General features: G+C 39.8%; 18 protein-coding genes and 1 other annotated feature. Of the genes, 4 read left to right on the top strand and 14 right to left on the bottom strand.

The annotated features are described in order from the left end of the window. Positions 1-136 precede the first annotated feature (136 nt). The gene (locus BQ5341_RS05020) at positions 137-1921 is read right to left on the bottom strand and encodes an ABC transporter ATP-binding protein (RefSeq protein WP_071130950.1); all 1785 of its coding nucleotides are present in this window, start codon (positions 1919-1921) and stop codon (positions 137-139) included. Further along, on the bottom strand, positions 1918-3648 hold the full coding sequence (locus tag BQ5341_RS05015) for an ABC transporter ATP-binding protein (protein WP_071130949.1): 1731 nt from the start codon (positions 3646-3648) through the stop codon (positions 1918-1920). Before BQ5341_RS05015 ends, BQ5341_RS05020 begins: the two co-directional genes overlap by 4 nt. A gap of 311 nt (positions 3649-3959) precedes the next feature. On the opposite strand from BQ5341_RS05015, the gene BQ5341_RS05010 reads away from it, so the two are divergent. Both BQ5341_RS05010 and rnjA read left to right on the top strand, forming a co-directional pair. After that, positions 3960-4172 carry a DNA-directed RNA polymerase subunit epsilon gene (locus BQ5341_RS05010; protein WP_071130948.1) on the top strand — a complete coding sequence of 71 codons (213 nt, stop codon included), beginning with the start codon at positions 3960-3962 and terminating at the stop codon, positions 4170-4172. 1 nt (position 4173) lies between these two features. Continuing rightward, complete coding sequence (rnjA, locus tag BQ5341_RS05005; RefSeq protein ID WP_071130947.1) at positions 4174-5847, top strand: ribonuclease J1; 1674 nt, start codon at positions 4174-4176, stop codon at positions 5845-5847. Positions 5848-6272: 425 nt separating this feature from the next. Here the strand turns inward: rnjA and BQ5341_RS04995 are convergent, their stop codons facing one another. From BQ5341_RS04995 to uvrB, 5 genes are all read right to left on the bottom strand, one after another. Continuing rightward, positions 6273-6602, bottom strand: a complete 330-nt coding sequence (locus BQ5341_RS04995) for an iron-sulfur cluster biosynthesis family protein (protein WP_071130945.1) — start codon at positions 6600-6602, stop codon at positions 6273-6275. A gap of 15 nt (positions 6603-6617) precedes the next feature. Next, a complete protein-coding gene (locus BQ5341_RS04990; protein WP_071130944.1) occupies positions 6618-6821 on the bottom strand; it encodes a hypothetical protein in 204 nt (67 codons plus the stop codon). Positions 6822-6889: 68 nt separating this feature from the next. Next, on the bottom strand, positions 6890-7168 hold the full coding sequence (locus tag BQ5341_RS04985; protein WP_071130943.1) for a hypothetical protein: 279 nt from the start codon (positions 7166-7168) through the stop codon (positions 6890-6892). Positions 7169-7275: 107 nt separating this feature from the next. Next, positions 7276-10095: an excinuclease ABC subunit UvrA gene (uvrA, locus tag BQ5341_RS04980; RefSeq protein ID WP_071130942.1), complete on the bottom strand. Its 2820-nt coding sequence runs from the start codon at positions 10093-10095 to the stop codon at positions 7276-7278. Positions 10096-10144: 49 nt separating this feature from the next. Continuing rightward, complete coding sequence (gene uvrB, locus BQ5341_RS04975; RefSeq protein WP_071130941.1) at positions 10145-12133, bottom strand: excinuclease ABC subunit UvrB; 1989 nt, start codon at positions 12131-12133, stop codon at positions 10145-10147. Positions 12134-12342: 209 nt separating this feature from the next. Between uvrB and helD the strand changes: the two genes are divergently transcribed. Continuing rightward, positions 12343-14610 (top strand): RNA polymerase recycling motor HelD, encoded by a 2268-nt coding sequence (gene helD, locus BQ5341_RS04970; RefSeq protein ID WP_071130940.1) that lies wholly within the window; start codon positions 12343-12345, stop codon positions 14608-14610. Between the two features lie 91 nt (positions 14611-14701). On the opposite strand, the gene rpmA is transcribed toward helD, so the two are convergent. From rpmA to rplU, 3 genes are read right to left on the bottom strand one after another with little or no spacing between them, the layout of a single operon-like run. Further along, positions 14702-14995 carry a 50S ribosomal protein L27 gene (rpmA, locus tag BQ5341_RS04965; RefSeq protein WP_071130939.1) on the bottom strand — a complete coding sequence of 98 codons (294 nt, stop codon included), beginning with the start codon at positions 14993-14995 and terminating at the stop codon, positions 14702-14704. 13 nt (positions 14996-15008) lie between these two features. Beyond that, complete coding sequence (locus tag BQ5341_RS04960) at positions 15009-15350, bottom strand: ribosomal-processing cysteine protease Prp (RefSeq protein WP_071130938.1); 342 nt, start codon at positions 15348-15350, stop codon at positions 15009-15011. Between the two features lie 24 nt (positions 15351-15374). Next, the gene (gene rplU, locus BQ5341_RS04955; protein WP_071130937.1) at positions 15375-15683 is read right to left on the bottom strand and encodes a 50S ribosomal protein L21; all 309 of its coding nucleotides are present in this window, start codon (positions 15681-15683) and stop codon (positions 15375-15377) included. A 14-nt stretch (positions 15684-15697) separates the two neighbouring features. Beyond that, positions 15698-15768, bottom strand: a sequence feature (ribosomal protein L21 leader region). Between the two features lie 208 nt (positions 15769-15976). Here rplU and BQ5341_RS04950 point away from each other — a divergent pair. After that, positions 15977-16813 (top strand): Cof-type HAD-IIB family hydrolase, encoded by an 837-nt coding sequence (locus BQ5341_RS04950; protein WP_071130936.1) that lies wholly within the window; start codon positions 15977-15979, stop codon positions 16811-16813. A gap of 36 nt (positions 16814-16849) precedes the next feature. On the opposite strand, the gene BQ5341_RS04945 is transcribed toward BQ5341_RS04950, so the two are convergent. Genes BQ5341_RS04945 through BQ5341_RS04930 form a run of 4 tightly spaced genes read right to left on the bottom strand, consistent with a single transcriptional unit; the run spans position 16850 to position 19709 of the window. Continuing rightward, on the bottom strand, positions 16850-17215 hold the full coding sequence (locus BQ5341_RS04945) for a hypothetical protein (protein ID WP_071130935.1): 366 nt from the start codon (positions 17213-17215) through the stop codon (positions 16850-16852). Between the two features lie 11 nt (positions 17216-17226). Continuing rightward, positions 17227-17988, bottom strand: coding sequence for an ABC transporter permease (locus BQ5341_RS04940; RefSeq protein ID WP_205408739.1), 762 nt, complete (start codon positions 17986-17988; stop codon positions 17227-17229). Continuing rightward, a complete protein-coding gene (locus BQ5341_RS04935; RefSeq protein ID WP_071130934.1) occupies positions 17975-18745 on the bottom strand; it encodes an ABC transporter ATP-binding protein in 771 nt (256 codons plus the stop codon). The genes BQ5341_RS04940 and BQ5341_RS04935 overlap by 14 nt, the downstream gene beginning before the upstream one ends. After that, complete coding sequence (locus BQ5341_RS04930; protein WP_071130933.1) at positions 18729-19709, bottom strand: ABC transporter substrate-binding protein; 981 nt, start codon at positions 19707-19709, stop codon at positions 18729-18731. Before BQ5341_RS04930 ends, BQ5341_RS04935 begins: the two co-directional genes overlap by 17 nt. Positions 19710-19924 lie beyond the last annotated feature (215 nt).

Raw genomic sequence — 19924 nt, 5'->3', positions numbered from 1 at the left:
AGACCATTTCTCAAACATCAGAATTGAAAACGACTTAAAAGAGCCGAAAGTGTTTTCTTCTTTAGAATTAGTTTAAAAAGAAGGACCAGCATCATTTCGCCGGTCCTTCTTTTTAAACTATATTTTATGATCCTTTTTACACTAATTCGGGAGCATCTTCTTGAAATTGGGCATGATATAATTTTTCGTAAAAGCCTTGTTTAGCTAATAAACTTTCGTGTGTCCCTTGTTCAATAATATGCCCGTGTTGCATAACTAAAATTAAATCAGCCTCGCGAATTGTCGACAAACGGTGAGCAATCACAAAACTCGTTCGTCCTTCCATCACTTTATTCATGGCTTTTTGAATCAATCCTTCTAATCGTGTATCGACAGAAGAGGTTGCTTCATCCAAAATTAAAATTTTCGGATCTTTAATCACAGCTCGAGCAATGGTCATTAATTGTTTTTGTCCCAAAGAAATATTGGAACCTTCTTCATTAATTTCCATTTCATAACTGTCTGGCATGGTGCGAATAAAATGATCCACGTTAGCGGTTTTGGCAGCGTCGACCACTTGATAGTCATCGGCGTCTAGTTTCCCAAAGCGAATATTTTCCATAATCGTTTCGTGATATAACCAAGCATCTTGTAAGACCATCCCGAATAAGGCCCGCACCGATTCGCGCGGCATTTGTTTTGTATCGACGCCGTCAATTTTAATGGCGCCTTCGTCAACATCGTAAAAACGCATCAATAAATTAATCAAAGTCGTTTTACCCGCTCCCGTTGGTCCAACAATGGCCACCGTTTGCCCAGGCAGGACAGAAAAATTCAAGTCTTCAATTAGTGGTTGCTCTTTTTTATAAGAAAAGCTGACCTGTTCAAAATCTACCCGACCAGAAAATTGACTGACTGGAAATGCACTAGCCGGTTGCACATTGTCCATCGTAACTACTTCTTCGGCTTCATCAAGAATCGAAAACACCCGCTCAGTCGCCGCCGATGCACTTTGCAAAACAGAAGACAACTGGGTGATATTGCCCATGGGTTGGGAAACTTGCCAAATATATTGAACGAAGGCTTGCAATTGCCCTACCACAATCGCGCCTGAAATCACCGACAGCGATCCTAAAATCGCAATTCCGATATAGGCGCTATAAGCGGTTAAAGAAACTAGTGGCATCATTAAGCCAGAAATAAATGCCGAACGAAAGCCGAAGTAATTTAAAGTATGGTTAATTTTTTTAAAACCATTCAACGTTTCTTCTTCTTGTCCGTATAATTTCAAAACGGAAAAGCCAGTTAATTTTTCTTGGACAAAACCATTGAGATCTCCTAAAGCATCTTGTTGGCCTTTGAAATATTTTTGCGAATAGTGAATAATCGTTCGGGAAATAATCAAAGACAACGGAATCATCAACATCGCCAACAGCGCCATTTTGACATTGATATAAAACATCATGGAAACTGCTGTGACAATCGACAGAAACGCTGAAACGATGGCAATAAAACTTTGCTGCATCGCCCCGCTGACCGCATCCACATCATTGGTTACCCGAGAAAGTAAATCACCTTGTTGATGGGTATCGAAAAATGAAACCGGCAAGCGATTAATTTTTTTGGAAATGTCATTACGCAAATCTTCCATCGCCGACTGCACCACATTGGTCATGGCAAATCCGGCCACCAACTGCACGATAGTATTGGCAATACCAATCGCCAAAAACAAACCTAATACTTTTAAAATATACGTAAAATCTAACGACTCTCCGGCAGTCAAATTTTCTTGAATTTTAGTAGCCGGCAAGCCGGAAATATACGGCAACGCCGCATTAGTCGCCACTGTTAAAACAGTCGCCAGTAAAGCCAAAATAAATTTACCACGGTAAGGCTTAATATAAGTGAAGAGGCGGTTTAAACTTGCAAGATTTTTTTTCATGCTAATTCCTCCTCCGTTAATTGCGATGAGGCAATATCATAATAAAGGGGACAAGTTTCTAATAGCTCACGATGGCTACCGATGCCCGCCACTTCGCCTTCATTTAAAACAATAATTCGATCAGCTTGCATAATTGTTGAAACTCGTTGCGCCACAATAAAGACTGTCGATTGCAGAGTCACTTCTTTTAGGCGCGCTCTTAATATGGCATCGGTTTGATAATCTAAAGCTGAAAAAGAATCATCAAAAACATAAATATCTGGTCGGCGAATAATTGCTCGAGCAATGGCCAATCGTTGTTTTTGTCCACCGGAAAAATTACTGCCGCCTTCTGCTAATTCTTCTTGCAGTTGACCAGGTTTTTCCATAATAAATTCTTTCGCTTGAGCAATATCAATTGCTGCATCTAATTCTTCAGGCGTAGCATCAATTTTCCCTTGCCGTAAATTTTCTTCAATCGTGCCGGTAAATAGTGTCGCTTTTTGCGGAATGTAACCAATCTTTTTTCGCAAAGCATCTAATTTATACTCTTTCACATCGACACCATCAATTGTAATTTCACCGGAAGTGACATCAAAAAATCTTGGCAACAATTGAATAAGCGTGGATTTTCCGGAACCGGTACTCCCAATAAAGGCCACCGTTTCACCGGGGCTAGCGGTAAATGAGACGTCACGAATCACCGGTTGCTCCGTATGTCCTGGATAAGCAAAAGTCACATGGTTAAATACAACCTCGCCATGCGTTTTGGTTTCCGTCACTCCATTGACTGGGGAAGTGATCAAAGGTTCTGTGGCAAAAGCTTCTTCAATCCGCCGCGCCGAAACGCTAGCTCGCGGATAACTCATAAAGACTGTCGCAAACATCATAAAGGAAAACAAAGCGTGAAAAATATATTCAATAAAGGCAATTAAATTCCCCACTTGCAAGGTGCCGGCCCCGATTTGACGAGCGCCAAGCCAGATTACTACAACCATGACAATATTAAACAAAAAGAAAAATCCCGGTTGCGCTGAGACCATTAATTTAAATAATTTTTTCGAACTACTTGTATATTCGTCGTTGACTTTTTGGAATCTTTTTTCTTCGTGATCTTCATTTACAAAAGCCCGAATCACTCGCAAACCTGATAAGTTTTCCCGCAAAATACTATTAATTTTGTCGAGATTTTTTTGTTGCCGATCAGATAATGGCGCCGAAATTTTAGCTACAACGACTACCCCGATTAATAAAAAGGGCAAGGCAATTAAAACCGTCAAAGATAAATTAGGACTAGTGCGCATCACCAAGTAAAGACTGGCAATAAACATCATGGGCGTCATAAAGCCCGTTCTTAAAACCATCCCTAAAAAAAGCATAATTTGATATGGATCATTAGTGGTCCGGGTAATTAATGAACTGACACCTAATTTTTCATATTCGGTATGAGAAAAAGTTTGCATTTTTTCAAATAAATCATCCCGAATATCGCGAATCACATTGGTGGTCATTTTAGCGCCGATAAGTCCTAGCAAAATATTTAAAACAATACCTACTACAACGACCACCACCATTAAGCCGCCGGTGCGATAAATTTCGCTTGGATTATTATCGGCAATCCCGCCGTCAATCATTTGCGCCAGTAAGGTTGGCAGTCCAAGTTCAATTAAAATAAAACCAAAGACACATAAAAAGTTGGCCAACAATAATTTTTTGTAGCGTAGTAAATACCGCATCATTAATTTCATTTACTCATCTCCTCTTGACATCTAAAATCTAAAAAAATTCGCCTTTTTCCAATTTAGCACAAAGAAGCCCGAGAGTAAAACTTTTTTACCGCCAAATAAAAGTCCGACGCTATACAATAAAAATTGTATATGCTAAAATATAAGCAACGAGTAAACGGGTATTGCTAATTTATTTTTACGAAAAACGAAGACAGGCGTCTTTGTTCGTTAAAAACTTTTCTTTTTAACGAAGATAAATGAACAGGTGGCGTGTACACCTGATTTGTGTTGCCTTAATGCGAGTAAAATTAACTATTTAAAGGAGAATGTATATGATATACAAAGTCTACTATCAAGTAAGTAAAGAACGGAACCCTAAACGGGAACAAACACAATCACTATATATCGAAGCAGAAAATATTGTTGACGCCCGCGCCCGCGTGGAACAAAATACACCTTACAATATTGAATTTGTCCAGGAGTTAGATGACAAACATCTTGCTTATGAAAAAGAGAATGCGAACTTCTCATTAACGGAGTTTTAAAATGAAACTATCGATTAAAAATAACGAAACAGCTGTTTTTGCCATTGGCGGACTCGGCGAAATCGGGAAAAATACGTATGGCGTTCAATTTCAAGATGAAATTATTATTATCGATGCCGGTATTAAATTTCCTGAAGATGAACTGTTAGGCATTGATTATGTAATTCCTGATTACAGTTACATCATCCAAAATTTGGCTAAAGTCAAAGCTTTAGTCATCACTCACGGACACGAAGATCACATCGGCGGCGTCCCTTATTTGTTACGCCAAGCCAATATTCCAATTTATGCTGGTCCGCTAGCGTTAGCTTTAATTACTAATAAATTAGAAGAGCACGGTTTGCTGCGTGATGCTGAATTGCATGAAATTAATGAAGAAACGATTATTAAATTCCGCAAAACTTCCGTTAGTTTTTTCCGCACCACCCACTCGATTCCTGATGCTTTAGGCGTTGTTGTGAAAACCCCAAGTGGTAATATCGTGGAAACAGGAGATTTTAAATTTGACTTCACTCCAGTTGGCGAACCTGCTAACTTGCATAAAATGGCTCGCATCGGTGAAGAAGGCGTGCTTTTATTAATGTCTGATTCCACCAATGCCGAAATTCCAACTTTTACAAAATCAGAACAAGTTGTTGGGCAATCTATTTCAAAAATTATTGAAAAAGTTGAAGGCCGGATTATTTTTGCCAGCTTTGCTTCCAATATTTTCCGTTTGCAACAAGCCGCTGAAGCCGCTGTGAAAAACGGTCGGAAAATCGCCGTCTTTGGTCGCTCCATGGAAAATGCGATTGCTAATGGTCAAAGACTTGGTTACATTACTATTCCAGAAGAAAATTTTGTCGATGCTCAAACAATTAATCGGATGCCAGCTAATGAGACGATGATTTTATGTACCGGATCACAAGGTGAACCCATGGCTGCTCTTAGTCGGATTGCTAACGGGACCCACCGTCAAATCACTGTGCAACCTGGCGATACAGTTATTTTCTCTAGTTCGCCAATTCCCGGAAATACTACAAGTGTTAATCACTTAATTAATTTACTTTCTGAAGCCGGTGCTGAAGTGATTCACGGCAAAGTCAACAACGTCCATACATCTGGTCACGGTGGTCAAGAGGAACAAAAATTAATGCTTCGTTTAATGAAACCAAAATTCTTTATGCCCATTCACGGTGAATATCGAATGCAAAAAGTGCATGCCGGTTTAGCTCAAGCAACGGGTGTCCCTGAGGAAAATTGTTTTATCCAAGAAAATGGCGATGTATTAGCACTGACTTCTGACTCCGTTCGTTTCGCTGGTCACTTTGGTGCAGACGATGTCTACATCGACGGCTCTGGAATTGGCGACATTGGAAATGTTGTCTTGCGCGATCGCCGAATTTTATCTGAAGAAGGTCTCGTTTTAGCTGTTGTCACTGTTGATATTGCTAAAAAAGAAGTGATTGCTGGACCAGATATTTTATCGCGGGGATTTGTCTACATGCGAGAATCTGGCGAAATGATTCAAGAAGGCCAACGCATTTTGTATAACGCCCTCTTGAGCGCCTTGCAACAACCACAAGTTACCCCCGCCCGCCTAAGAGACGCCATGAACGACGCCTTACAACCCTTCCTATTCGAAAAAACCGAACGCCACCCAATGATTTTATCCATGATCATGGAAGAAGATTAAAAACCAAGGATGTCGAGAAGGCGTTTAATGGTGTAGAAATTTAGCAAAATGGTGTAAGTCAACTTGTTGACTGAAAGTATTTTGTCTAATTTCCTAACCATTGCCTTCGAGACACCGACGAATAAGGTTGTCGAGGGTGTGATTAAGGCTGTAGAAAAATAGGAAAATTGAGGAAGAATGGTACATTCTCCGGAAATTTTATCTTTTTTCCTAAGCCTTGCACCTGAGACACCGTTGAATAAGGATGTCGAAGCGTCATTTAGAAACGTAGAGAAATAGGAAAATTTTTTCAAATCGTTTTTTGATTTTAAAATAATTTTATCTTTTCTCCTAGTTTCTGACGCTGAGACACCGTCAATAAAGATGTCAAACAATACCAAAAAAATAACCGCCGAAAACAACTTTCGCTGTTTTCGGCGGTTATTTTACGCTCTTTTTATTTCCAAATTATTATCCAAAAGCCCGCCTTCGTTTTTCAAAACGAGAAACCCTGAAGCAGACACGTCAATCACCAAGTGTCCGCTCAAAAAATTTTCCTCGTAAGCAGAAAAATAAAAATGTAAGTCTTTATCGGTTATTTCAATGGTGTATTGCTCCGGAACCTGACTTATGGCCACTAGCAAAAAGCGATCGCCAATCATACAACAACCTTCTGCTGAAGAATATGGATTGGAGCCGTCATTTGCCAAGAGCAAAAAATTTTGATAGTTTTGCGGAAATTTTTCTCGAGCTTTTGGACTAACCGTGATGAACATTTTTCGACCTACTTTCTAGTGATTCAGTGCATTGAACAATCCGCCAATTGTGGCATCTTCTAAAATTAAAACCTCACCGTCTAGCAAGACTTGTTTCACGCGATAATAATCTTCAAACGGTGGTACTTCCAAGTATTCTGCTGCCAAAAAATCAGCGGCTGTTTTGTACTCTGCTTTTTGCCAATTTTGACCGTCTTTTGAAAAATCAATTTCTAACATAAAAATCCCTCGCTTTCTTTTCTGCCCTCATTATAATTTTTTTGGCAGTAGTTAGCGAGGAATTTGTCTTAAGCGATTTCTTTAAATTCAGAAAGCAATTGATACGTTGCCGCATACGCCTGACATGCATCAGCTGGCACGGCGAAATTATTACTAATTTGAGCTAGTTGATTAAGTTCCGGGGTCACGTCGGCATTTGCATCCGCGCTAATTTTATCTCTTAGCAAGATAAATTCTTTCCGCACATCGGCAAGTTCTGGATGGTGTCCACCATGTACTTTCAAAATTTGGCTGGTGAAAAATTCTAACTTAGGCATTTCTTCTTTAATAAATGTTTGTCGATTCATTTCAATTCCTTCTTTCTGAACTAAGTATAGCGCCTCATCTCGTCAAAAAAATTGATCTAAATCAAGAAAAGCGAAAATGCCGCAGCATTTTCGCTTTTTCTTTTTTTCTATTCCAAAACTTTCTTCAAATAAAACCCGGTGTAACTATCTTTATTTTTGGCAACTTGTTCTGGTGTTCCGGTAGCAACGATCATGCCGCCACCATCGCCGCCTTCTGGACCTAGGTCAATCAGATAATCGGCTGACTTAATGACATCCAAATTATGTTCAATGACTAAGACGGTATTGCCTTTGTCCACCAAACGTTGCAAGACTTCCAGTAAGCGTCCAATATCGTCCGTGTGCAAACCAGTTGTTGGTTCGTCCAAAATATAAAAGTTTTTACCGTTAGAAATTTTGTGTAACTCAGAAGCTAACTTCATCCGTTGGGCCTCACCACCAGATAAAGTTGTCGCCGGTTGGCCTAATTTTACATAGCCTAAACCAACGTCTAAGATTGTTTGTAATTTGCGGGCGATTTTTGGAATGGGTTGGAAAAATTCCACTGCATCTTCTACCGTCATCTCTAAAATATCAGAAATATTCTTGCCCTTATAGCGCACTTCTAGCGTCTCAGAATTATAACGGGTGCCATGACAAACTTCACAAGGCACATACACGTCGGGCAAAAAGTGCATTTCAATTTTCAAAATGCCGTCGCCTTTACAAGCTTCACAACGTCCGCCTTTCGTATTAAAACTAAAGCGCCCTTTTTTGTACCCGCGAATTTTTGCTTCATTCGTTTTGGCAAAAAGATCGCGAATATCATCAAAAACACTCGTATACGTTGCCGGATTACTTCGCGGCGTGCGGCCGATGGGGCTTTGATCGATATTAATAATTTTTTCAATGTTTTCAAAACCAGTAATTTTTTTGAATTTCCCCGGTTTTTCTGAATTATGGTTAATTTTTTGCGCCAATGCTTTTTTCAAAATCTGATTGACTAACGTCGATTTCCCGGAACCAGAAACACCAGTGACTGCCACGAATTTCCCTAGTGGAAAATCAACCGATAAATTCTTCAAATTATTTTCAGTTGCGCCAGTAATTCGGATTTTATTACCAGTCCCTTTTCGGCGTTTTTCTGGTACAGGAATTTTTTTCTTGCCAGATAAATAAAGTCCGGTAATCGAGTTAGGATTATTTTTGACTTCTTCAGGCGTGCCACTGGCGACAATTTCTCCACCAAGTGCCCCAGCCCCAGGTCCGACATCAATCAAATAATCACTAGCCATCATCGTATCTTCATCGTGCTCCACCACAATTAACGTATTGCCGAGATCGCGCATTTTTTTCAGCGACTCAATTAAGCGGTCGTTATCTCTTTGGTGCAAACCAATCGAAGGTTCATCTAAAATATATAAAACCCCTGACAAATTCGAACCGATTTGCGTAGCTAAACGAATCCGTTGCGCCTCCCCGCCAGATAAACTTCCCGCAGAGCGCGCCAATGTTAAATAATCGAGACCAACATTTTTCAAGAAAGTTAACCGATCGCCGATTTCTTTTAAAATCGGACTTGCAATCATCGTTTCTTGTTCCGTTAAAGTCAGATTTGTCATAAAATCAAGATTTTTTTGAATTGCTAATTGGGAAATCTCCCCGATATTTTTGTGATTGACTTGAACAGACAATGCTTGGGGATTCAACCGCAGACCGTGACAAGATTGACAAGTGAGTTCTGCCATATAGCTTTTCATTTGCCCGCGAGTGAAATCAGAATTGGTTTCTTTATAGCGGCGAGAAATATTAGTCACCACCCCTTCAAACGGCACTTCTACATCCCGGACACCACCAAATTCATTTTCATAATGAAAATGAAACGTTTTACCGTTCGAACCATTTAAAATAATTTCTCGATGTTCTGCTGGCAATTTTTTATAAGGACGATCCAAATCAATACCGAAATCGTCGCAAGCTTGTTGCAACATAGTCGGATAATAATTGGAGCTGATGGGATTCCACGGAGCAATCGCACCTTCCCGCAATGTTTTATTTTCATCGGGAATAACCAGATCTAGATCCACTTCTAATTTAATTCCTAATCCGTCACACTCAGGGCATGCCCCAAATGGCGCGTTAAAAGAAAACAGGCGTGGTTCAAGTTCTCCTACCGTAAAGCCGCAATAAGGACAGGCATAATGTTCAGAAAAGAGCATCTCTTCTCCGCCAATCACATCCACCAAAGCATAGCCATCTGCCAAACGCAAACAGGCTTCAAATGAATCGAACAAGCGGGAACGAATCCCTTCTTTGACGACAATCCGATCGATGACAATGGCAATATCATGTTTTTTAGTTTTTTCTAATTCCGGAAGCTCAGAAATTTCGTAAAGTTCGCCATCGATTCTAACTCGCACATAACCTTCTTTTTGAATCGTTTCAAATACTTTTTTATGTTGGCCTTTTTTGGCCTTGACGACTGGCGCCATAATTTGGACGCGGGTTTTTTCTGGTAAAGCTAAGACTTGGTCCACCATTTGTTCCACGGATTGGGAAGTAATTTCAATATGGTCGTTAGGACAAATAGGATGCCCGACTCGAGCATATAAAAGTCTTAAATAATCATTAATTTCCGTGACCGTCCCCACCGTTGAGCGGGGATTTTTACTAGTCGTTTTTTGATCGATGGAAATCGCCGGTGACAAGCCGTCAATCGAGTCGACATCTGGTTTATCCATTTGGCCGAGAAATTGCCGCGCATAAGCTGACAAACTTTCCACATAGCGCCGTTGTCCTTCTGCATATAAAGTATCAAAAGCTAGCGAACTTTTTCCCGAACCAGATAAGCCGGTAACGACTACTAATTTGTCCCGGGGAATCGTCACGTCGATATTTTTTAAATTATGGGCGCGAGCGCCGTGAATCACAATTTGGTCATTTGCCAAAATAGTTCCTCCGTTATCTTTTTCAAAGTGTCTTCATTTTTCTTCGATATTATAAAGCGCGGATTTCTAAAATCGAATCCCGCAAAGTGGCAGCCGTTTCAAAATCAAGGGCCTTAGCCGCAGCTTTCATCTCTTCTTCTAATTTTTTCACTAGTGCTTTGCGTTGTTCTTTCGACAAATCTTTCAACGGTGGCACTTCGCTCCCGGTTGTCCCGGTCACTTCTTTAGTGAAGGATATGGAATCGCGAATTTCTTTAATAATCGTTTGCGGCGTGATGCCGTGTTCTTTATTATACGCTTCTTGGGTGGCCCGGCGCCGAGACGTTTCACTCATGGCTCTTTCCATGGAATCTGTCACGCGATCGGCATATAAAATAACTTTCCCGTTGGCATTTCTAGCAGCTCGGCCAATCGTTTGCACGAGTGAACGTTCACTCCTCAAAAATCCTTCTTTATCGGCATCCAAAATCGCCACTAAAGAAACTTCCGGCACATCGATTCCTTCTCTAAGTAAATTAATTCCGACTAAGACGTCAAATTCACCCCGACGCAAATCACGAATAATTTCCGTCCGCTCTAATGTTTTAATATCTGAATGGAGATATTTGACTTTAATGCCCATTTCTTTAAAATAATCCGTCAAGTCTTCCGACATTTTTTTAGTTAAGGTCGTGACAAAAACCCGCTCATTTTTTTCAGCGCGGTCATTAATTTCCCCAACGAGATCATCAATTTGCCCCATAATTGGCCGCACTTCAACGATTGGATCTAGCAGTCCAGTTGGGCGAATAATTTGTTCCACTACTTTATCTGTCTGTTCATATTCATAAGGACCTGGTGTGGCTGAAACGTAGACAATTTCATTGACATGTTCTTCAAATTCTTCTAAGCGCAGAGGCCGGTTGTCCAGGGCAGATGGCAAACGAAAGCCGTAATCGACTAACATTTGTTTGCGGGCTCGGTCGCCATTATACATGCCGCGAATTTGTGGCATCGTAGCATGTGATTCATCAATAATTAGCAAGAAATCTTTCGGGAAAAAGTCTAGTAACGTATAAGGTGGCACGCCTTGTGCCCGCCCTTCAAGTTGGCGAGAATAATTTTCAATCCCCGAAGTATAGCCCATCTCTCGCATCATTTCAATATCATAGTTGGTCCGTTGTTCTAAACGTTGGGCTTCAATTAATTTATTTTCAGCCCGGAGAACAACTAGCCGACCTTCCAATTCCTTTTGAATCCGGACAATCGCTTCCTCCATTTGTTCCTCGTTGGTTACAAAGTGGGTCGCTGGGAAAATTGAAACATGCTCAACATCAGCTAAAATTTCTCCAGTTAAAGCATCGACTTCGCGAATTTTTTCTATTTCATCGCCAAAAAATTCAACTCTTAAGGCGCGATCGTCTCTAGAAGCGGGGAAAATTTCCACCACATCGCCCCGCACCCGAAAACGCCCCCGTTGAAAATCAATATCGTTGCGATCAAATTGAATTTCAACGAGTTGCGTTAATAACTGATTGCGTTCCATTTCCATACCGACTCTTAAAGACATCACTTGATCTTGATATTCTTGCGGATTCCCTAAACCAAAAATACAAGACACCGAAGCCACCACAATCACATCGTTGCGCTCCAGTAAAGAACTGGTGGCGGAATGCCGTAATTTATCAATTTCCTCATTGATGCTGGCATCTTTTTCAATAAAAGTATCCGAGCTTGGCACATAGGCTTCTGGTTGATAATAATCATAGTAAGAAACAAAATATTCCACCGCATTATTGGGGAAAAATTCTTTAAATTCGCCGTACAGTTGGCCGGCTAATGTTTTATTATGGGCAATTACTAAAGTTGGTTTGTTGACTTCGGCGATTAGTTCCGAAACGGTAAAAGTTTTTCCTGTTCCGGTGGCGCCAAGTAAAATTTGTGCTTTTTCGTGGTTTTCAATTCCTTGGGTTAATTGCGCAATCGCCGTGATTTGGTCCCCGGCCGGTTGGTATTTCGAAACCACATGAAACGTATTATTTTCTTCTCTGGTAATCATCTAAAAACCTCTTTCCTTCATTAAATAAATGAGAAAATTCCTTAAATAGTATAGCATAGGGAACATACTTTCGCTATTTTTTTGCCCAGCAATTTTTCTTTGTTATCAAAAAATTAAGGCTAAAAAATATCCCCAAACAAATATTTCCCACAATCACCCTTTTATGTGCTATAATTTTACCTCGTAGTTTGAGAAAAGGGGATGGCTATTTGAAACAGCGTCAATTAGAAGAACAACAGTTGGAACAAACTTTAGCGCTCATTACCCGCGAGGAAGTTTTATTGCAAAAGTTGAAGGAAGAAGAGCAGAATTTATTTCGCCAAGCTAGTTTAGAAAATGGCGATAGCGAACATAAAGTCAACGCCTTTTCCCAAGAATCCTTATGGGAATCTTATTTTGCTAGACGTCAACATGAAAATGAACTGTTGGTTCGCTATCACACCGTAGAAGAACAAGCTCGCCGTCAAAAAACATTGGCTTTAATGGAAAAAAATCCTTATTTTGCCCGGATTGATTTTTCCGAAGACGACGAATTAACTAAATTATATATCGGCATCGCCTCATTAAGAGATGCCGCTGACCAAGCTTTAGTGGTGGACTGGCGGTCGCCGATTGCCAATCTTTATTATGAATCAGAACCAGGGAAAACTTATTACGAAGCTGTCGATGGCAAAATTTTTGTCGACCTTTTGTTAAAACGGCAATTTAAAATTGTCGCAGGTAAAATAGTTTCCATGGTGGACACGACTGAAGCTATTAATGATGACTTTTTGCTGGAAATTCTTGACGAAAATTCCAATAACCATATGAAAAATATCGTCGCTACCATTCAAAAAGCCCAAAACGCGATTATCCGAAACACGGCTAGCCAAGTGATGATGATTGAAGGAATCGCCGGTAGCGGAAAAACCTCCGCCCTTTTGCAACGGGTGGCTTACCTTCTTTATACTCATCGGAAATGGCTGAAAACTGATCAAGTTTTGCTGTTTTCACCTAACCATCTGTTTAGTGAGTATATCGCTGACGTCCTGCCATCACTAGGAGAAAGTGAAATTCCCACTGAAACATTTATTTCTTATTTTCAACGGTTGATTCCCCAGTTTTCCATTACAAAAGAATCTGCTGCTGAACAAACTTTCCTTTCCGGACAAAAATCAGCCGTCACCCAATTAAAAGCAAGTCTTGATTTGGTGGACATTTTAAATGATTATATCGCTAAAATTACGCCGGTAGGTCCGCTCTTTATTGATTTGAAAATCAAAGGTGAAGTAGTCTTAGCTAAAGAAAAAATTCGCGGCTATTATCAAGAAACTAATCCGTTACTTCCTTTATACCAACGTATTTCTTTATTGCAAACGAAATTGCAAAAAAAACTCGGCGGTTTAATGAAAGACGCTCAGAAAAAAACTTGGGTCAAAGAATTGGTGGAGCATGAATTAAACGAACTTTTTTCTAAAGACCTTTCTTTAGACGACGATCCTGCTACTTTAAATAAATTACAAAAACAAACCGCCCAAAAAATTGTCAAGAAATATTTCAAAAAAACCAAACGTCAAATTGATGAATTTTCTTTTATTGCTTTTAACCGCCAATATTTGCATTTTTTATCAGATTTGCCAGCTGAATTTTTACAACGATACAATTTAACGCGTGATCAATGGACCGCTGAACATCAAGCCGTTAAAGATAATTTTAGAAATCATCAACTGCTTTTAGCGGACGCGCCGTTATTTATTTTATTGCGTCGTCGTCTGGCACCATTTTTCGCCGGCCAACAAGCCCGCTTCTTATTTATTGATGAAATGCAAGATGTGACGCCTTTAGAAGCCGAAGTTTTAAAAGAACTCCACGAAAATGGAAACTTTACTTTCTGTGGCGATTTAAATCAACAAATTTTTGGCAATCCCACTTTGGTCAACAGCATTGAAGATATTTTCCCTAGCAAGTTTTTGCAACATTACCAACTCACCACTAGCTATCGTTCCACTGCTGAAATTACTGCTTTTGCTGAAAGCTTTTTATTGGAAACAAAAAATACTAACGCCCCTCGTCATGGGGAAAAACCGGCCGTCTATCTAGGTGAGTCCACGAGTGATTTAAACGAAAAATTACTCGCCTTTATAAACGAGCCCTACTCCCCGCAAATTAAACGCCGGGCGATTTTAACGAAAACCACTGAAGAAGCTGAAGCTCTCTATGCTGATTTAGCGCCTGAAATCGAGCAATTGCAGTTAATCACGCAAGAAGACGACTTCTTCAAAAAAAATCTCGTCATTATGCCGGCATTTCTAGCCAAGGGATTAGAATTTGACGCGGTGATTTGTTATGGCATTAACGAAGAAAACTTCGCCAATCCTGCCGATCGCTTAATTTTATACACGATGATTACGCGGGGAATGCATCAAGTGAGCCTGTTTGTTAAAGGAACACAGTTACCATTTTCCCATCAACAAGAACATCTTTACGAAAAAAAATAAAAAAGAGCGGCGTCTGAATTTTTTTCAGACGTCGCTTTTTTGATTAAAAAAAACCGCGAAGCATCAGCTCCACGGTTTTCATTTTTTAAAATTAAGCTTCTTGAGCTACTGGGTAGACAGAAACTTGTTTTTTGTCGCGGCCTAAACGTTCGAAACGAACAACACCGTCAACTTTAGCAAACAAAGTATCGTCGCCACCTTTACCCACGTTCACACCTGGATAAATTTTTGTGCCCCGTTGACGATATAAAATCGAACCACCGGAAACAACTTGGCCATCAGCACGTTTAGCACCTAAACGTTTTGATTGGGAGTCACGACCGTTAGTAGTCGAACCGCCCCCTTTTTTATGGGCGAAAAATTGTAAATTCATTTGTAATAACATTGATTTGACCTCCTCACTCGTTAATCGTCTGTACTGTTAAATATTTTTGATTTTCAGCAGCTACACTTTGTAGCCCTAATAAAAGATTTTCCAGTAAAATTTGCGAGATATTCACTTGCTCACCGGACATTCCTGAAATTAACGACATGGAAAGATATCCACCGTTTTGATTATCACTAATCACTTCTGGTGTAAATCCAGCCAAAGCTTCGAGGCCATTAACCGTCGAAATCGCTAAAGCAGATACTGCGGCACACACAAGATCGCTCCCGTAAGGACCAGAATCGGCGTGACCGGTCAACGTAAATTGAACCAAGTGACCATCAGCGTCGCGTTTAAAGTTTCCTTTAATCATCTCTTGCCCTACTTTCTGAAAAAATTAAGCATTAATGGCATCAATGACAACTTTTGTATAAGGTTGACGATGGCCTTGTTTACGATGGGAATGTTTTTTTGGTTTGTATTGGAAAGTAACAACTTTTTTCTCTTTACCATGTTTTTCAACGGTTCCGACAACTGTTGCTCCTTTAACCAATGGAGTTCCAACTGTAGTTGATTCGCCACCAACTAAAATAACTTCATCAAAAGTCACTTGAGATCCTGCTTCAACATTTAATTTTTCAATGTAAATTGCTTGACCAGCTTCAACTTTTAATTGTTTTCCACCTGTTTTGATAATTGCGTACATAACGCACCTCCTTTTATTAGACTTAGACTCGCCTCACACAGCGCCAATTGGACTTAATACTGTCTTCGAGCGGTTGCAGATGGGCATTAGCACACACATACAACAGTAATATCTTATCAAAAATCGGCCTTGACGTCAAGAGTTTCCTGTCATTTTCAGAAACAAATGAGAAAAATGATTGGAAATCTTTATGAAAATCTGTTACACTATCATGAAACAACGAAACCAAAGCCGAAAATAATGGCGAACGACCGCTTAAAAATCGGCTGAACTTTGGAAGGAGTCCTACTTTAATGAAAAAAATTATCGCGATTGATCTTGATGGCACTACTTTAAATGCCCGCTCACTTATCAGTCCTAAAACTCAACTGACTTTACTTGCTGCCAAAAAAGCAGGACACGAAGTAATTATCGCTACCGGACGCCCTTATCGTATGAGTCATCAATTTTATCAACAATTACAATTAAATAATCCGATGGTGAATTTAAATGGCGCCATCATCCATATCCCTGAACAACGCTGGCAATTAGAAAAACAATCGCTTGTCGCTCGTGATTTGGTTTTTGATTTAATTGAACAACGGCAAAATTTAGGAATTAACTTTGTGGCTGCTGAAAATAAAGAAACTTATTTCATCGATGCTTTAGATCATTTTGATGAAGCTTTCTTTGCCGGTCCAGCGACAGTCGAAAATTTATTGACGCCGAAAAATTTAACTACTGATCCAGCGTCCATTATGTTGGGAACAACGATGGATAACGCCGTCCAATTGGCAACTTCTTTACAAGAACGCTACGGAAATTTTGTTGACGTCCGCACCTGGGGTGGTCCTAATGCGATTTTGGAAATGACACAAAAAGGTGTCCAAAAAGCTAGCGGTCTTGCTTATTTGGCCAAATCATTAGGCTTTAAGCAAAGCGATGTCATAGCTTTTGGCGATGAACATAATGATGTGGAAATGCTCGCTTGGGCTGGTTGGGGCGTAGCTATGAAAAATGGTACTAAAGAAGCGCTAAGTGCCGCCAATGATGCGACTCGTTTTACTAACGATGAAGATGGCTTAGCCGACTACTTAACTGAATATTTAGGTTTAGAAATTGGTTTTAGCGAAAATTTTCAAGCCGTATAAAAAAAGTTGCCAAGTCGGCAACTTTTTTTGTTTTATTTATTTTAGCGGACCAAATTGTTTTTCCAATTGTCGTAAGATTTCTGTGCGCTCTTTTTGACTTTTGGCAAAAATTTTCACCGTTCCATCTTTAGTCGTCACAAAATCATAAAGGCTGCGATTGGTGAGTCGCGCCAATACATCTGGCGTTAGGTTAAATTTATTTACATAAGCAGAAAAAATTTCCTCCCATTTAAAACGCCGAAGATTTTGCCACGTAGAAAGTCCCATAACAAAAATAACGCCAGCCCACCCAACAAATAATTTTGGGAGATTTTCCGTCTGAAACAAACCCGATCGCAAAATAAAAATCACAATAGCGCCATAAATTAGTGACAGCGCCAATGCTTTAGCAAACATTTTCATTCGTAACCTCCTTAGTCAGCTGCTCGTTCCCATTTCAAAAAGAACCAGCTAGCAAAATCCAATAATAAAAATAACGTTAGTCCGAGATAACTTAACAATAAGATGGCGCCGTACATGGACGGATAATCAAGCCGCATCCAAGCGTCCATAATAAAATAACCCATCCCATAATTCGTTCCGTAATTTTCCGTGAAAAATAAAACCGAAATCGCCGTTCCTAGTGAAATCCGACTCGTACTAAATAAAGCAAACGCTGAAGCCGGCAACGTAATATGGCGAAATTTTTGCCAACGACTAGCCTTTAAACAGCGGTAAATATCATAATAGTGCTCCGGAATATTGCGCACAGCATCCCGCACGGCTAAAACCACTTGCGGCATAACAATTAAAACAATTAAAGTTATTTTTGAGGCATCACCTAAGCCAAACAAGAGCATAATAATCGGTAAAAGAGCCATTTTGGGAATGGGATAGGTCAGATAGAGCAATGGATCTAATAATTTATTTAAGACAACGACCCGACCCATTAAAATTCCTAAAATAAATCCAACCGCCACACCAATGCCCATCCCCCACAAAACGCGGCGCAGACTAGTTAGCAGATGCACGTTAATTTCTCGAGTTCCTAATTTAGGAAAATTTTGATAAACAGTAAGCGGCGTTGGTAACATAGGATTTTTTAATAAGATGGCCGCCAGCTGCCAGAAAAAATGTAAAGCTAACAGAGCCAAAATTAAGCCGACAACTTTTTGGGTTGGTTTATTCATTTTCATCAGGGGCAATCTCCTTTTTCAAACGTTGCGCCGTGGAGAAAAAATCGGGGCTTGCTTTGCGCTGGTCTAATTTTAAATTTGCAAAAGGATTGTCGATCACTTTTTTGACGGTCCCTGGAAAATCGTGCATAATCACCATCTTATGTCCCAACAGCAAAGCTTCTTCAATATCGTGAGTCACAAAAATCGTCGTAGTGGGATTTTTTTGCCAATTTTCATAAAAAACTTGCTGAATCGACTCACGAGTAGATGCATCTAAGGCTGAAAATGGTTCATCCAATAACAATAAGTCCGCCGACAAAGCAAATGCACGAGCTAAAGACACCCGTTGTTGTTGACCGCCAGATAATTGTTTTGGATAAGCATTTTCCAATCCAGTAAGCTGCATACTAGTAAAAATTAATTCAATTGTCATTTTTTCTGCCTTAGTTAAATGACGTTTTTTCTGGGCAATTAAAATACTATTTTCAACTGTTTGCCAAGCGGTTTCCCAAGGCAATAAACCATAATTTTGTGGCACTAGCGCAATCATTTTGTCTTTAGGCACGAATGCTTGATCATTAATAGTCATGGTACCACTCGTTTTTTTCTGTAAACCAGCTAACACTCGCAACAAGGTAGATTTTCCAGTCCCCGATGGTCCAATCACTGTGTAAATTTTATTTTTTTTCAAAGTTAAATTAATTTGAGCAATTAAATCATGGCCGCCAATGGCTACATTAAGATCTGAAAGAACGAGATTATTTGAAGTAGACATCGCTTAACACATCTTTACTCGTCAAATCTTTTGTAATTAATCCTTTTTCTTTGGCCCAAGCAAATGTAATATTGAAATCTTCTTCAGTTGTTTGCACAGCTTTTGGATAATCAGGAACAACAATTTCATCCGCTATATTATCAGGAAATCCTACTTCGTCAATAAATAATTGAATAAAATCTTTTTTATCGTGGCTTTGAATATATTCAATCGCTTGGTCATATGCTTTATACATACCAATAATTGCGTCAGATTTTTTTTCAATCGTTTCCGCACTGAATCCTAGCACAAATGGATTGCGCCCAATATCTAACGTGGAAGACAACACATTTAAGTCGGCCATTCTCCCCATAGTAACAAATGGTTCTGGCAAAATAGCCGCTGCTGCTTGATCATTTTGCAATAATTCTAAGCGAGTTGGCACTTGCGCCACTTCGGTAATTTCAATATCATCTTCCGTTAAATCAGCTGTCTCTAAAATTTGTTCCACTGCAAATTCTGTTCCGGTATTCCGCGCATAAATTACTTTTTGCCCTTTCAACTGAGCAACTTCGGTGACATCTTTGGCTGCTACTAAGTCAAATTGACCCCAAGTGGCGCCAGTGACTTTCACATCAAAACCAGCCTCTTGGTACATCGCCACAGCTACTAAATCTGTCGACACGCCATCCACTTGGCCTGCTTGAAAGGCTGCATCCCGATCTTTAGCTGCCTTAAAATTTTCCAAATCGATACTAACACCATTTTCCACATCAAATCCTTGTTGATGGGCCACAATAAATGGAATATTATTAGTCGCTGGCATCATTCCCAGTGACAAATAAACCACCTCTGCCTCACTTGTTTGGGTTGTGTTCGCAGTTGAACTAGCCGAAGTATCTTCATCAGCACTATTTCCCGTTCCACAAGCGCCCAATAACACGAAGCTCATGCTAATTAATGTAACCATTCCAAATTTTTTCAATCTCTTTTCCCCCTATATCCTCAAACTTCTTTTATTCTAACAAATATCTTGTTAAAAATCGAACAAATTCAAATAAAAAAACACCCGTCGATTTGGAATCGACGGGTGTTGGGTTTGTGATGGACGGTGTCTTAAAACCTGCACTTAGGAAATTAGATAAAATGCCTTCAGTCAGCAAGCTGACTTGCTCCATTTTTCTAAATTTCTAAAGCGCA

Origin of the sequence: Enterococcus timonensis, assembly GCF_900104595.1 — a bacterium.
In the GTDB taxonomy this organism is placed as follows: domain Bacteria; phylum Bacillota; class Bacilli; order Lactobacillales; family Enterococcaceae; genus Enterococcus_J; species Enterococcus_J timonensis.
Note: the sequence above shows the minus strand (reverse complement) of the source record. Positions and strands in the feature narration are given on the sequence as shown.

What these genes read in the sequence shown, in the direction of transcription:
- BQ5341_RS05020 (WP_071130950.1), bottom strand. Translation starts at nt 1,921, where the DNA reads ATGAAAAAAAATCTTGCAAGTTTAAACCGCCTCTTCACTTATATTAAG.
- BQ5341_RS05015 (WP_071130949.1), bottom strand. Translation starts at nt 3,648, where the DNA reads ATGAAATTAATGATGCGGTATTTACTACGCTACAAAAAATTATTGTTG.
- BQ5341_RS05010 (WP_071130948.1), top strand. Translation starts at nt 3,960, where the DNA reads ATGATATACAAAGTCTACTATCAAGTAAGTAAAGAACGGAACCCTAAA.
- rnjA (WP_071130947.1), top strand. Translation starts at nt 4,174, where the DNA reads ATGAAACTATCGATTAAAAATAACGAAACAGCTGTTTTTGCCATTGGC.
- BQ5341_RS04995 (WP_071130945.1), bottom strand. Translation starts at nt 6,602, where the DNA reads ATGTTCATCACGGTTAGTCCAAAAGCTCGAGAAAAATTTCCGCAAAAC.
- BQ5341_RS04990 (WP_071130944.1), bottom strand. Translation starts at nt 6,821, where the DNA reads ATGTTAGAAATTGATTTTTCAAAAGACGGTCAAAATTGGCAAAAAGCA.
- BQ5341_RS04985 (WP_071130943.1), bottom strand. Translation starts at nt 7,168, where the DNA reads ATGAATCGACAAACATTTATTAAAGAAGAAATGCCTAAGTTAGAATTT.
- uvrB (WP_071130941.1), bottom strand. Translation starts at nt 12,133, where the DNA reads ATGATTACCAGAGAAGAAAATAATACGTTTCATGTGGTTTCGAAATAC.
- rpmA (WP_071130939.1), bottom strand. Translation starts at nt 14,995, where the DNA reads ATGTTATTACAAATGAATTTACAATTTTTCGCCCATAAAAAAGGGGGC.
- BQ5341_RS04960 (WP_071130938.1), bottom strand. Translation starts at nt 15,350, where the DNA reads ATGATTAAAGGAAACTTTAAACGCGACGCTGATGGTCACTTGGTTCAA.
- rplU (WP_071130937.1), bottom strand. Translation starts at nt 15,683, where the DNA reads ATGTACGCAATTATCAAAACAGGTGGAAAACAATTAAAAGTTGAAGCT.
- BQ5341_RS04950 (WP_071130936.1), top strand. Translation starts at nt 15,977, where the DNA reads ATGAAAAAAATTATCGCGATTGATCTTGATGGCACTACTTTAAATGCC.
- BQ5341_RS04945 (WP_071130935.1), bottom strand. Translation starts at nt 17,215, where the DNA reads ATGAAAATGTTTGCTAAAGCATTGGCGCTGTCACTAATTTATGGCGCT.
- BQ5341_RS04940 (WP_205408739.1), bottom strand. Translation starts at nt 17,988, where the DNA reads ATGAAAATGAATAAACCAACCCAAAAAGTTGTCGGCTTAATTTTGGCT.
- BQ5341_RS04935 (WP_071130934.1), bottom strand. Translation starts at nt 18,745, where the DNA reads ATGTCTACTTCAAATAATCTCGTTCTTTCAGATCTTAATGTAGCCATT.